The sequence below is a fragment of the Veillonella denticariosi JCM 15641 genome (genome assembly GCF_002959855.1).
GTDB classification, from domain to species: Bacteria; Bacillota; Negativicutes; order Veillonellales; family Veillonellaceae; genus Veillonella; species Veillonella denticariosi.
In genome coordinates this window covers 252125-265497 of record NZ_PPDB01000003.1, presented here as the reverse complement: position 1 = coordinate 265497, position 13373 = coordinate 252125, and the positions used below count along the sequence as shown (strand labels likewise).

The window sequence follows — 13373 nt, the reverse complement described above, 5'->3', positions numbered from 1 at the left end:
CTTGTGTGGTCTTTAGTTTTGAGAAAGTAGTTAAATAAAAAATTTTTTAGCACTACTCTTTTGGGAGTAGAGTAGATAGATTTATTTATATAATACACTAAATGTAATGCTACGCGTTCCGTACTCGTTAAAGAAGTAGGAATAGATATAAAGTCTATAGTCGGTACCTTCGATGACGACCGGTTTTGTAGAATTTTTGTCGACAGTAAGGAGCGTATCATAGATATGGTGAGTTTCCATGATGCCGTTCGGTAAAAATACCTCTAAATCCTTCCCGTCATTGACCAGATTGAATTTGATTGTACTGAAGTCGACAGTAGCTGTTTCCGCTGTACGTGTGGTGGGCTCATATAATTTTAATTCTTTATGGGAAATGAAATTATTGTAGTCCCCGATGGAAACAACCTCGGGCTGCTCAATCGCTTTGAAGTTGATTGTTTGCAGCTTGATCGTATTTTCAGATTCCTCCTGTTTCGTTTTCATTTCATCGTCTTTTTGTACTTTGTAGGCACTGTAATCCGGTGAGAAGGTTCTGGCAATATCCAGATGCGGCTGCCAGCTTTCACCATCGTAATCGTAGGTGGTAAATTCCATATAGGATGTGTAACCGATAGCAGGCATTAAGAGGACAGCCCCTAACGCGAGTGCCATGATAGACGTATGTACTGACGGCGTTAATCGTTTTACAAGGGAATAGAGGTTGTAGGCGAGGAAAATCAAGTTGAAGGCGGCAACGTAAATCGTGTTGAGCCAAAGCACAGGTTCATTAATAACGCGTTTGCCGATGAGGCATAAGCACAACAGTGTCAACGTAATGAAAAAGAAACAGAGTAGCTGCTGTGTTTTGCTTCTTTCAGTAGATCTGAAACTGGCCAAGTAGAACAGATAGAACAGCGACACATACGGATAATACGTGTAGAGGAATCGCGTGTCATCGCGAAGACCCAACAGAATTAAAACTAGATAGATGTTCGCAAGGATGCCCGTTATGATTGACGCCTTAGGGATAATAACGCCGAACACAACGGTAAAGAATGAACCCGGTTCGGGAGGACCTTCAGGGGATTCCCTGTACGAGCAGATCATGGTCGTACAGATAAACAGGTTGATTGATACCAATATCTTGAACGTGGTCTCCTTAAAGGGAAAGACATCGCCTAAAATGATATATAAGAACCACAAACTCATGGCAATGATGATGTTGTACAGCAGGGAGGAAACGATGGTGATACCGATACGCTTGAGCCGATTGATGATTTCCCCTATATAGTGGCCGTCGGCGGACGTGAAATAGAGGGTAATCATGGAATACAGCCAGAGGGCTGTCATGTTTTCAATGGCCATTTTAATGCCAGGTATATCCTGGTATGTTTTATAAATTGTATGTAATCCTGCGGCGATGATAATACTGACTATGGTGAATAATAGGGAATACCTTCGTTCGCGCGTTATATATGATTGTAATATGATGATGACCGAATACATTATGTAGAATATAGTATTTATCTGGGCAAACCAGTCAGTATTAATGTAGAACGGCGTGCAAGAAAACAGAATGATCAGAATTAATAACAGGGGCGAATCTTTTGCCAGGTTTTTCAATGATGACCATAAATGCGTCAGTGCAAATTTCATAGGTTGTTCTCCTTCTAAACATATAGTCTCCCGCTTATACATAGTATACTTGTTTTGTGGTGAAAGTCCTATGAGATTTTTGAGGTTTTACATGTATAGTGAATTACATTACAATAGCGGTAAGACATGGATGTTAATAGAAAAGAGGTAGCGCAATGGAGTTTTCATATTTTTTGCCGGTGCATATTGAATTCGGTTGGAATAAGGTGGACAGTGTTTCCGAGTATGTGAAAGCATACGGCAACAAAGCACTCATCGTGACGGGGCGGACCAGTGCCAAAAAGTCCGGTTTATATGACCGCGTAGTGGCAAAGCTTGATGCGGCATATATTGATCATGTACTGTTTGACAAGGTCGATGCTAATCCGTTGACAACGACGGCTTTGGACGGCGCCGCATTAGCCAAGTCTGAAGGATGTGACATGGTCCTCGCTATCGGTGGGGGATCTATCATGGACTGTGCGAAAGGCATTGCCTTCATGGCGGTGAACGACGGGGATATTAACGATTATATTTTCAATCGGAAAACGAGTGAGAATGCACTTCCCCTCGTAGTCATCCCGACGACATGTGGCACTGGATCTGAAGGGAACGGCTTTGGCGTATTGACGAATCCGGAGACGGGTGATAAAAAATCCTTGCGTTGCAATGCCATCGTACCGAAGGTATCCATAGTGGATCCCGGTGTAATGGGAACGATGCCGCCGCATGTATTGGCATCTGTCGGATTTGATGCGTTGTGTCATAATATCGAGGCGTACACATCGAAAACGGCGCAGCCTTTTACGGATGCGTTGGCACACCATGCGGTAACATTGTTGGCACAATGCCTGGTGCCTCTTTATCGTCATGTGAAAGCCGTTGCTAACGGACAGGCCGGTACACTATCTGATGAACAATGTAAACATGCGTGGGAATCGGTGACCCTTGCCAGCACGATCGGCGGTATGGTCATCAATACGGCCGGTGTAACACTTGGACACGGCATGGAGCATCCGGCCAGTGGCCTTAAAGGCATTACGCATGGCGTCGGTCTGGCCGTGATTGAACCTGTTGTGGTGGACTATACATGGAACGGGAATCCGGAGAAATTTGGCGCTTTAGCACGTATTTTTAATCATGGGGACGGATCTGAACTCGGTGAGGCATTACGAAGCGTGGTGGATGAGCTGGACTTAACCACGAACCTTACGAAACTAGGATTTACCAAACAGGATATCCCCTGGCTCGTCGATAATGTATACGTCGTAGCGGCGGGGAATCTGGCAAATACTATGGCTGATGTGAGCCGTGAGGATATTGAAATGTTGTATGAGAAAATGATGTGATTTTGTTATTATTGACATCATTAAAGCATATCTTTATAATAGGTTTTACAAAGAGACCGAAAAATTTATGTTTTCCGGTTTATAGGATTGGAGCTTTATAGTCTCCCTTAGTAGTTTATTGTGAGGTGTTTTATGGCAGAGCAGAATAATAAAAAAGTTGATGCTTTAGCGCAGGAGATTACCTTAAAGAGCCGAGGCCAAGGTAAGTTGCGCCAGTTTATCTTGTGGATGGGGGCGCTCATCATTGGCGCGATTCTGGGCTGGCAGCATATTCCTGTGCTCAATGATCTTTTCAATTTCATTGCCGCTGTGTTTACGCGGTTGTTCCAGTTTATTGCGATACCGACCGTATCATTAGCGGTTATTACCACATTGTCTATGCTGGGCGCTAAAAAGGATACGGGCCGTATCTTCGGTCATGCTGTGGTTTATACGTTGTTGACTACAATTTGTGCCGCCGCCGTCGGTCTCGGCTTGTACCTCTGGATTGCGCCGGGTAATTTACCATTGGATGTAATCGGCGCAGGGGCGGCTCAGGTGCCTGAAAAATTGGGCGCCGTAACGTATTACGATCACTTTTTATCCGTAATCCCTAACAATATCTTGCAACCGTACCTGCAGGCAAATGTATTGTCCGTGATGTTCATTTCCGCTTCTGTCGGTTTGGCCTTTGCTTTTATGCCTCGTACGGAAGGTCGCGAGGCGGTATTGAAAGTCTTGTTCGGTTTACAGGAATTATTGTTTACCTTGATTAAAGCGTTGCTTTATGTGTTGCCAATCGGTATTCTTGCCTTTGCGGGGCAATTGTCCGCACAAATCGAAGCCGGTGTCATCGTAGGTGCATTAGGCAAATACACTGCTGTTGTTATCGGCGGGAACTTGATTCAATTCTTTATCGTAATTCCGTTGTTCCTGCTGTTCCGCGGTTTAAACCCGGTTGACGTATTTCGCAAGATGTCTCCGGCCGTAGCGGTTGCATTATTTACAAAATCATCGGCCGCAACATTGCCTGTAACATTGGCATCCGCCGAGGATAACCTGAAAGCACATCCTGCAGTGGCGCGCTTCGTATTGCCGATCTGTACAACCATCAATATGAACGGCTGTGCAGCTTTCATTCTCGTTACATCCCTGTTTGTAATGCAAAATGCGGGTATTGAGTTGACTATCGGTACGATGGTGGCATGGCTATTTATTGCTGTTCTCGCCGCTATCGGTAATGCGGGGGTTCCAATGGGCTGCTATTTCTTGACCTTGTCCTTGATGAGCTCCATCGGTGCACCAATCGGCTTGCTCGGTATCATCTTGCCAATCTATACGATTATTGACATGATTGAAACCGCTGAAAACGTATGGTCTGATGCATCTGTATGTGCCATGGTTGATCATGATCTTCAAGGTAAACTGGACGACTCCAGTGGGGATGATATGTCTCAGTTCCAAGGTGCTTAATTTTGGAGATCAAATAACTTAATAAAAATATTTAATTATATAACTCAAATAAAAGATTATCCTGTGAGGGAATAACCTTTTTTTATCTACTAGATTGGTTGTAATTGTGTAATGATAATTTCGATTAAAAATATAGATGTAAAAAGAATAAAATTCAAAGCTACATTATACTTTTAAGAACTAAACAATAGTCACATTACTATATATATTTTTTGTGTTATACTTTCATATAGAATAATATCGAATTAATAGAAGGCTAGTCGGCACATTACGTACGGACTAGAGACGAGAATGAAAGATAACTCAGTAAGACCGATAGAGAAACAATTAAATAAATTTCTTCAAGCGAAATGCCTCATCCCAGGTGGTCTTGGTTTATGGGAAATGTATTTCCGTAAGATTTGCACGGCATGGGGCGAGATTAATGGCGAAATCCGACCACAGCATATCATATTTTCTGCCGATAATGGTTGTAACATTGAAGGCTATGTAGGCTATAACTACGAGGTGACCCAAAAGCAGTCTCGCAATATGTTACTTGGTCGTTCAGCTGCAACACAGTTTTGCAACTTCAATAATATTCCTTATGAGGTCGTCGATGTAGGCATTGCCTCAGATGATGGTATTGGTGTGAATCGCAAAGTAGCAAAGGGGACAAAGAATATTTTGAACCATCCTGCGATGACCGAGGATGAGTTTAATCGTGCCTTTCAAGCTGGATATGAACGGGTTCAACATTATGTAGAACAAGGAATCAATCTGCTCTCCTTTGGTGAAATGGGTTTAGGGAATACAACAACCTCTGCGTGTGTGTTGTCTGCATTAATTGGAGCTGATCCGACGGAAACCGTAGGACCTGGTTCTTGGCCAGACAAACCAGAGCTGATGAAGCGTAAAATTGATTTTGTTCGGTCTGTTTTAGAGCATCATAAGAACAATATAGTTTCTGAACATGAGCCTGACCGAGTTTGTAAAATCGTAGCTCATGTAGGGGGCTTTGATATTGCGGCTATTCTTGGTGCGATGATAGCTTGTGCAGAATTTGAAAAGCCTTTTGTCATTGACGGCTTTATAACATCTGTGGCAGCTGCTTGTGCAACGCACGTAAACGCTCGTGTTAAGGACTATGCATTGCCATCGCATCAGTCTAAAGAAAAAGGTACGGAACTCGCTTTAGCTGAGGTGGGGATCGCTCAAGACATGGTTCCTATTCAAGCACGAATGTCGATGGGGGAAGGCACAGGAGCCATTTTGATGGTGCAAATGCTAAAAACAACGCAGCATATGTTTGTAAATGTGGGCACCTTTGCAGAGCTGATGAAATTATAAGGAAGAAGAATGGAAATAAATAAATACTTTGATATACATTTTGAGCGAGCTGATGATGCAACCATTGCTAAAAGACTGATAGGTGGGGCTAAGACTAAGGGACCTGCTTTAGTTATCCTGATCCTCTCCATATTTATTGCCTCTATTGGGTTGAATATGAATAGTACGGCAGTTATTATTGGTGCTATGCTTATATCGCCGTTGATGGGACCTATTTTAGCAACTGGTTTTGGCTTCGCTACGCTTAATTTTACAGTTGTAAAAAGTGCTATTTTAAGATTGTCCTTACAGATTACGATTGCTGTTTTAGCATCTACTTTGTATTTTTATATTTCTCCCGTTCAGACGGCTACATCTGAACTGTTAGCGCGTACAGAACCGAGTATTTTTGATGTATTTATTGCTATATTTGGTGGGTTAGCCGGGATTATTGGGCAAACGCGTAAGACCTTAGATAATGTTATACCAGGGGTTGCGATTGCGACTGCACTTATGCCACCACTATGTACGGCAGGATATGGACTTGCTAATGGAAATTGGAACTATTTCTTTGGGGCTGGCTATCTATTCTTTATAAATGCATTTTTCATCTTCTTTGGATCTTTCATTGTTTTAAAGGGTGTATATGGTTTGCCATCCTATAAGCAAGCAGAAGAGATTATTCGTCGGAATCAGTTAATATTTCTTGTGATTGGTCTTATTATGGCTATACCAAGTATTTATGGAGGCTATGATATGATCGCTAAGTATTCTGAGTCAAATCATATAGAGCAGTTTATTAAAAACGATATTAATCAAGATGGACGTCGACAAGTGATTGATTATTCATTGGATCGAGTAAATAAGCTAGTAAACATAGTAGTTATAGGAGCTCCGGTGACTTCAGAGGAACAATCCCAGTTGGATGACAAGTTACGGAAAGATGAGTACTTGCAGCCTTATACATTGCGATTTGTTAATAGCGTAGATGAGAATAAATCTACTATGGATAAGACGAACTTGAATAAATCTTCGGAAAATCTTGAAAAATATAAAAACTTGAGTAATCTGTACCAGCCGACTTATCAACTAGTAAGTGAAACTATAAACACTATGAAAACGACAGAAGCTGAAGCAAAGGCGTTATTCCCGTTTGTAAGCAAAGTGGAAGGTATGCCTTTGATAGATAATCTTGAACAGGCTAAAGCGAGTCGTTATATAGTGATTATCCATACCACGTCTAGTGTATCTGATGTAGACTCGAAACGAATAAAAGCTTGGCTAGAGGCTAAATTATCAGCACCTGTAACTATTTCTATTGAGCAAACAACGTCAACTTTATAATTTGATCTTTTTGATTTTGATTAGATTGTTTATTATATAGAGCGACATTTATAACGGTACTAAGTTTGATTTTAGCTATTAGGTATATTACCTAGTAGTACGGGAAATCATCTTAGTACCGTTTTTATGTACTTGGTATAGTTAAACGTTATTATTTTATCCTTGCTATAGATTTTAGTTATAAAGATTAATATATAAAATCTATTATGCAAGTAGGATTTAAATTGCTATACTTACAACATCGAAATTATTAAATAATTAAATGTAGATACATGAATAAGAAACTATAAATTTATTACAATATCTACGCGTGTTGTATACGCGTGAGTCCTCGTCAATAGATGTAGGTGTTCATCGTAGATAGGAGGATTACATGAAAAAATGGTTAGCATTAGCAGCGACGGCCGTACTAGGTGCGTCCTTATTGATTAGTGGTTGTGGCTCTTCCACAAATGACACAAGTTCCAGCAGTGCTGGTAGTTCTAAAGCAGAGGTGTTAAAGGTAGCAGCGAACCCTGTACCTCATGCTGAAATCTTAAATCAAATTAAGCCTTTATTAGCTAAGGAAGGTGTAGATCTTCAAATCATTGAATTTACGGACTACATCCAACCAAATATGGCGTTGTCCAGTAAAGAAGTAGATGCAAACTTCTTTGCTAACGTGCCTTACCAAAATAACTTCAATAAAGATCATGGCACAAACTTCGTAAGCTTTGCCCCAGTTCACATCGAACCATTGGCTATTTACTCTCAAAAAATCAAAGATTTGAAAGACTTGCCAAATGGCGCAAAAGTAGCGATTCCATCTGATCCAACAAATAGTGCTCGTGCACTTCTCTTGTTACAAAGTGCAGGTCTTGTAACTTTGAAAGACCCAACTGGTTTGACTAACACACCATTTGATGTAACTAGCAACCCTAAAAACATTCAAATTACAGAGTTAGAGGCAGCTCAAATTCCTCGTTCCATTCAAGACTTAGACGCAGCTGTAATCAATGCTAACTATGCATTGCCAGCAGGTCTTAATCCTACAAAAGATGGTTTATTCGTAGAAAAAGCGGATTCTCCATATGCAAATCTTCTTTCCGTAAACCCTGGTGATGAAAATAAACCAGTTATTCAAAAATTAGCTAAAGCATTACAATCTCCAGAAGTTAAGAAGTTCATTGAAGAACATTACAAAGGGGCTATCATCCCAGCGTTCTAATCAATGATTGTAATAACATATATGTATTAAATTTAATACTCTCTTATGACATAACTTTATAGATACAAAAAAAGGTGTAGCACCATTGGTGTTACACCTTTTTGTTATATTATGCATCAATTGGTTTCGCATATTTCTTCCGATATGAATGTGGCGTTTCAGTGGTAGCCATTTTAAATATCTTACAGAAATAACTGGTCCTGTTGTAGCCTAGTGTTTTACTGATCTGGTTGACCGTTAATTGGGAATATACTAATAATTTTTTTGCTTCCTGTATACGTAGTAGTGTTATATATTGAACTACTGAAAGTCCTGTGTCATCTTTAAAAATCTTAGAGAAATAGGACTCGCTTAAATGAATATGTTCTGAAATTCGCCTGAGTGAAACGCGTTTACTCAGGTTTTTTTCTATGTATAAGATTGCCTTTCGTATTTCTGGACGATTAATAGGACGCTCTGTTTCAACAAAGTTTGGTAATTTCCCGTAAGGTAGTTCTTCTACTGATAAATCATTGAATGGAAAGAAGTGTGCAACTAGAATACGTAAAACCTTTGTAGCACTGTAGATTTGTTCTGCCGTCAGGCTTGGTAATGATTGGTAAAGCGTCCGAAGTTTTGTGTTGTCGTGCCAATTTGTTTGCGTAGGCAAGATAGGTTTAATTGTAGTATCTTCAGTTTTTGCTTGGCCTGCCATGATAAAGCCTAAAATAGCACCATCTTTCATAACAGGAACAGAGAAGTCTATAAGTCCCATATGGCATCGGTATGGACATGAAGATAACTCTTTTGTAGCATCTAAACCACCATATAGATCACATTGATTGCATCGGCGTGCATATGCTGGGTTACGTCTTACTACTTTGCAAAATGGTGAAAAATTATATTCTTGAGATAATACTTTACCTCGATTATTGACAAATATAGCCGCAATTTTTGTAATATTTGTGAAATCACGCATGATTTCGTTAATAAGTTTCGCATCTTCTTGTGTACAAATCATAGGGAAACCTCCAATCACTAATATATTAAGAGGTCTGGTAAGCGTACTGTGCTATAGTAGCTCTACCTACTCTTTATTTAGTAGGGGGAATTATAAGCCTAAGAAAAGAGAAAAGTGATATGCCACTTAAAATTCATATACATATAACTTTAGGTTATTATTAATACTTATTCGCCTTTATATGTATAAGTATAACAGGATTATAGTATTTTGGTAATAGAAAAATTGCATTTTATGAATATACATAAAAATGTTGTATTTCAAAATTTTTATAATAAAAGTAGATAAATACTGTCGTTACATAAATTGAGAAAGGATTGAGCCCAATGGACAGAGATTGAATAGCAAAGCATGCTCTATAAAGTTATATAGTGTATGGGGTGGTTTGTTGTATATATATGAAATACAAATGAAAAACCCTATAGAAAAATACTTTCATTATGGCTAAGGAGGGTATTATGGCGATAACATGTGGATTAACTGAATTTGTAGGTACTAGTAAAACTGGTGATACTATAGGTCTTGTAATTGCTAATGTAGATCAACAAGTATTAGATGCGATGCAACTGAAGAAAAAATATCGATCTATTGGTATTTTAGGTGCTCGTACTGGTGCTGGGCCACATATTATGGCTGCTGATGAAGCAGTCAAGGCAACAAATACTGAAATTGTTAGTATTGAACTACCTCGTGATACAAAAGGTGGTGCAGGACATGGTTCACTTATCATTTTTGGTGGTGATGATGTATCTGATGTAAAACGTGCTATTGAAGTAGCTCTAGCTGAAGTGGAACGTACTTTTGGTGATGTATATGGAAATGATGCGGGGCATATTGAGTTACAATATACAGCACGTGCCAGCCATGCAGTAAATACAGCATTTGGCGCGCCTGAGGGTAAAGCATTTGGCCTTATCGTAGGTGCACCGGCAGCTATCGGTGTAGTCATGGCTGATGTAGCTGTTAAATCTGCTAATGTTGATGTAATTGGTTATGCATCTCCTTCTGCAGGCACAAGTAATTCTAACGAAGTAATTTTACAGATTTCTGGTGATTCTGGGGCTGTACGACAAGCAGTTATCTCTGCTCGTGAAGTAGGTAAACAATTGCTCGGTACGATGGGTGACGAACCAGTGAACGAAGCCCCTTCCTATATCTAATCTGAAAGGATGGTATGCCCTATGAAATCAAAACGTTTCGAAGTCTTAAGTCAACGTCCGGTCAATCAGGATGGTTATGTAAAGGAATGGGTGGAGGAAGGTTTTATAGCCATGGAATCTCCTCAAGATCCAAAACCTAGCCTCGTAATCGAAGGGGGCCGTATTGTTGAACTTGACGGTAAACACCGCGAAGACTTTGATCTTATCGATACATTCATTGCAAATTACGGTATCGTTCTCGATGGTGCTCAACAAGCAATGTCAAAAGACTCAAAAGAGATTGCTAATATGATGCTCACACCATCAGTACCTCGTGAAGAAATCGTTAAGATTTGTAAATCTATTACTCCTGCTAAAATGCTTGAAGTTGTTTGTTCTATGAACGTTGTTGAGATGATGCAATGCATGCAAAAAATGCGTGCTCGTCGTACAATGGCAAACCAAGCCCATGTAACGAACGTAAACGATAACCCAGTACAAATTGCAGCAGATGCAGCAGAAGGTGCACTTCGTGGTTTTGCAGAAGAAGAAACCACTGTAGCTGTTGCTCGTTATGCACCACTAAATGCGATTAGCTTACTTGTAGGCTCTCAATGTGGTCGACCAGGTGTATTGACTCAATGCTCCTTGGAAGAAGCAACAGAATTGGAACTTGGCATGCGTGGTTTTACAGCCTACGCAGAAACAATTTCCGTATATGGTACTGAAGACGTATTTACCGATGGTGATGATACACCTTGGTCTAAAGGTTTCCTTGCATCTGCTTATGCTTCTCGGGGCCTAAAAATGCGTTTTACTTCTGGTACGGGTTCTGAAGTACAAATGGGCCAAGCGGAAGGTAAATCTATGTTGTACCTTGAAATCCGTTGTTTATACATTACAAAAGGAGCTGGCGTACAAGGTATCCAAAATGGTTCTGTAAGCTGTATCGGTATTCCTGCAGCTGTACCTTCTGGTATCCGCGCTGTATTAGCAGAAAATCTTGTAGCGGCTATGCTTGACCTTGAATGTGCATCTAGTAATGACCAAACATTCAGTCACTCTGATTTGCGCAGAACAGCACGTACATTGATGCAATTTGCACCTGGTACTGATTTTATCTGCTCTGGTTATAGCTCTACACCAAACTATGACAACATGTTTGCTGGTTCCAACTGGGATGCAGAGGACTATGATGACTGGACAGTTATTCAACGTGACCTTAAGGTAAATGGTGGTCTTATTCCTGCTCGTGAAGAAGAAGTGGTGGAAGTTCGAAATAAAGCTGCTCGTGCGCTTCAAGCTTTGTTCAAATCATTAGGTTTGCCTCCAATTACAGATCAAGAGGTAGAGGCTGCTACCTATGCGAATGGGTCTAAAGATATGCCTCCTCGCGACAAGGTTGCAGATATTAAAGCGGCTCAAGACTTGTTGAATCGCGGTGTTACAGGCGTTGACTTTGTAAAAGGATTAGCTAAAGAAGGTCATACTGATGTAGCACAAAGTGTTTTGAGTCTATTAAAACAAAAAATCACCGGCGATTACTTACAAACATCGGCCATTTTTGACCGTGATTTCAACGTTATTTCTGCGATTAATAATAGAAATGACTATCAAGGTGTTGGCACAGGGTATCGTGTGGAAGGTGAAGATTGGGAACGTATTAAAGATATTCCAAATGCCATTGATCCACGGGATATATAAGGAGGTGTCATGATGGCTGAAATTAACAGAGATGTATTACGCTCTATTATCCTGGACGTATTACAAGAAATGGGTGGTGTTCATGAGGCACCACAATTCAAGGCTAATGTTGGTGAAAGCACCGCACCAAGTGCGGCATCTAGACATGAAGACCCAACTGGTGACGATAGTTGGCTACAAACTGGTGGCCCAGCACAAGCTGGTACAAGCGCCGATGAAGTAGTTATTGCTGTAGGCCCTGCCTTTGGTCGTAGTCAACGACAAACCATTGTTGGTGTACCGCATCAAGAAGTAATTCGCCAAGTGGTAGCAGGCATTGAAGAGGAAGGACTTAAAGCTCGCGTGATTCGTGTATATCGATCCTCTGACGTAGCGGCCGTAGCCGTTGAAGGCGATTCTATTTCTGGATCTGGTGTATGTATCGGTATTCAATCTAAAGGTACAACATTGATTCATCAACGCGACTTACAACCACTTTCAAACTTGGAATTATTCCCTCAAGCACCACTATTAACGGCTGAAACATACCGTGCTATCGGTAAAAATGCTGCTAAATACGCTAAGGGCGAATCACCAACACCAGTACCCACCTTGAACGATCAAATGGCTCGACCGAAATACCAAGCATTGTCTGCATTGCTTCATATTAAAGAAACTAAGCATGTAGTAAAAGGTAAGCCGGCTGATGAAGTTCGTGTCACTGTATAAGGAGGTTTACTATGGCTAATGAATTAGAAACCTTAATTCGGCAGATTGTATCTGAACTAGAAGATGCAAAGGGCAATACTACTCATTACTCTACTCCACATACAACAACTACTGTAGATAGTGTAGTTACAATCGAAGATTACCCGATTGCGAAGAAACATCCTGAATGGATTGATCTTGGTCAAGGTCGTGACCTAAGCTATATTACAATGGATAACGTAATGGCAGGCCATATTACAATGGATGATTTGAAAATTTCTCCTTCTATTTTGAAAGCTCAAGGGCAAATCGCTAAGGCTGGCGGACGTGATCAAATTGAACTCAACTTTTCTCGCGCTGCAGAAATGACGAAGGTTAGTGATAAACGCTTACTTGAAATGTACAATGCACTTCGTCCATATCGTTCCTCTAAACAAGAGTTATTGGATATTGCTAATGAACTTGATGGGCTGGGAGCTCCAATTTGTGCAACCTTTGTACGAGAAGCTGCAGAAAACTACGAACGTCGTAAAAAACTGAAAGGTGATAATTAACCAATAGGAGATGTC

General features: G+C 40.5%; 11 protein-coding genes. 9 read left to right on the top strand and 2 right to left on the bottom strand.

From position 1 onward, the window contains the following. Window positions 1-81: 81 nt before the first annotated feature. Window positions 82-1635 carry a hypothetical protein gene (locus VEHSUH05_RS03695; protein ID WP_105090754.1) on the bottom strand — a complete coding sequence of 518 codons (1554 nt, stop codon included), beginning with the start codon at window positions 1633-1635 and terminating at the stop codon, window positions 82-84. A gap of 155 nt (window positions 1636-1790) precedes the next feature. Between VEHSUH05_RS03695 and VEHSUH05_RS03690 the strand changes: the two genes are divergently transcribed. The 5 genes from VEHSUH05_RS03690 (at window position 1791) to VEHSUH05_RS03670 (ending at window position 8274) form a co-directional block, all read left to right on the top strand. Continuing rightward, window positions 1791-2963 (top strand): iron-containing alcohol dehydrogenase, encoded by a 1173-nt coding sequence (locus VEHSUH05_RS03690; protein WP_038117231.1) that lies wholly within the window; start codon window positions 1791-1793, stop codon window positions 2961-2963. Between the two features lie 132 nt (window positions 2964-3095). Continuing rightward, window positions 3096-4415: a dicarboxylate/amino acid:cation symporter gene (locus VEHSUH05_RS03685; RefSeq protein WP_105090753.1), complete on the top strand. Its 1320-nt coding sequence runs from the start codon at window positions 3096-3098 to the stop codon at window positions 4413-4415. 291 nt (window positions 4416-4706) lie between these two features. After that, a complete protein-coding gene (locus tag VEHSUH05_RS03680; protein ID WP_105090752.1) occupies window positions 4707-5744 on the top strand; it encodes a nicotinate-nucleotide--dimethylbenzimidazole phosphoribosyltransferase in 1038 nt (345 codons plus the stop codon). A 9-nt stretch (window positions 5745-5753) separates the two neighbouring features. After that, complete coding sequence (locus tag VEHSUH05_RS03675) at window positions 5754-7067, top strand: DUF389 domain-containing protein (RefSeq protein WP_105090751.1); 1314 nt, start codon at window positions 5754-5756, stop codon at window positions 7065-7067. Between the two features lie 373 nt (window positions 7068-7440). Further along, a complete protein-coding gene (locus VEHSUH05_RS03670; protein ID WP_105090750.1) occupies window positions 7441-8274 on the top strand; it encodes a MetQ/NlpA family ABC transporter substrate-binding protein in 834 nt (277 codons plus the stop codon). 109 nt (window positions 8275-8383) lie between these two features. On the opposite strand, the gene VEHSUH05_RS03665 is transcribed toward VEHSUH05_RS03670, so the two are convergent. Continuing rightward, on the bottom strand, window positions 8384-9274 hold the full coding sequence (locus VEHSUH05_RS03665) for a PocR ligand-binding domain-containing protein (RefSeq protein WP_038117222.1): 891 nt from the start codon (window positions 9272-9274) through the stop codon (window positions 8384-8386). A 458-nt stretch (window positions 9275-9732) separates the two neighbouring features. On the opposite strand from VEHSUH05_RS03665, the gene pduB reads away from it, so the two are divergent. From pduB to VEHSUH05_RS03645, 4 genes are read left to right on the top strand one after another with little or no spacing between them, the layout of a single operon-like run. Next, window positions 9733-10434 (top strand): propanediol utilization microcompartment protein PduB, encoded by a 702-nt coding sequence (pduB, locus tag VEHSUH05_RS03660; RefSeq protein WP_281252011.1) that lies wholly within the window; start codon window positions 9733-9735, stop codon window positions 10432-10434. A 21-nt stretch (window positions 10435-10455) separates the two neighbouring features. Then, window positions 10456-12117 carry a propanediol/glycerol family dehydratase large subunit gene (locus tag VEHSUH05_RS03655; RefSeq protein ID WP_105090748.1) on the top strand — a complete coding sequence of 554 codons (1662 nt, stop codon included), beginning with the start codon at window positions 10456-10458 and terminating at the stop codon, window positions 12115-12117. Window positions 12118-12126: 9 nt separating this feature from the next. After that, the gene (locus VEHSUH05_RS03650) at window positions 12127-12825 is read left to right on the top strand and encodes a propanediol/glycerol family dehydratase medium subunit (protein ID WP_105090747.1); all 699 of its coding nucleotides are present in this window, start codon (window positions 12127-12129) and stop codon (window positions 12823-12825) included. Window positions 12826-12836: 11 nt separating this feature from the next. Further along, entirely contained in the window at window positions 12837-13358 is a 522-nt protein-coding gene (locus VEHSUH05_RS03645) for a diol dehydratase small subunit (RefSeq protein ID WP_038117219.1), read from the top strand. Window positions 13359-13373: the final 15 nt, after the last annotated feature.

Excerpts from the sequence above, each read along its gene's own strand:
- VEHSUH05_RS03665 (WP_038117222.1), bottom strand. The coding sequence starts at position 9,274 with ATGATTTGTACACAAGAAGATGCGAAACTTATTAACGAAATCATGCGT.
- VEHSUH05_RS03695 (WP_105090754.1), bottom strand. The coding sequence starts at position 1,635 with ATGAAATTTGCACTGACGCATTTATGGTCATCATTGAAAAACCTGGCA.
- VEHSUH05_RS03680 (WP_105090752.1), top strand. The coding sequence starts at position 4,707 with ATGAAAGATAACTCAGTAAGACCGATAGAGAAACAATTAAATAAATTT.
- pduB (WP_281252011.1), top strand. The coding sequence starts at position 9,733 with ATGGCGATAACATGTGGATTAACTGAATTTGTAGGTACTAGTAAAACT.
- VEHSUH05_RS03675 (WP_105090751.1), top strand. The coding sequence starts at position 5,754 with ATGGAAATAAATAAATACTTTGATATACATTTTGAGCGAGCTGATGAT.
- VEHSUH05_RS03690 (WP_038117231.1), top strand. The coding sequence starts at position 1,791 with ATGGAGTTTTCATATTTTTTGCCGGTGCATATTGAATTCGGTTGGAAT.
- VEHSUH05_RS03650 (WP_105090747.1), top strand. The coding sequence starts at position 12,127 with ATGATGGCTGAAATTAACAGAGATGTATTACGCTCTATTATCCTGGAC.
- VEHSUH05_RS03685 (WP_105090753.1), top strand. The coding sequence starts at position 3,096 with ATGGCAGAGCAGAATAATAAAAAAGTTGATGCTTTAGCGCAGGAGATT.
- VEHSUH05_RS03655 (WP_105090748.1), top strand. The coding sequence starts at position 10,456 with ATGAAATCAAAACGTTTCGAAGTCTTAAGTCAACGTCCGGTCAATCAG.
- VEHSUH05_RS03645 (WP_038117219.1), top strand. The coding sequence starts at position 12,837 with ATGGCTAATGAATTAGAAACCTTAATTCGGCAGATTGTATCTGAACTA.
- VEHSUH05_RS03670 (WP_105090750.1), top strand. The coding sequence starts at position 7,441 with ATGAAAAAATGGTTAGCATTAGCAGCGACGGCCGTACTAGGTGCGTCC.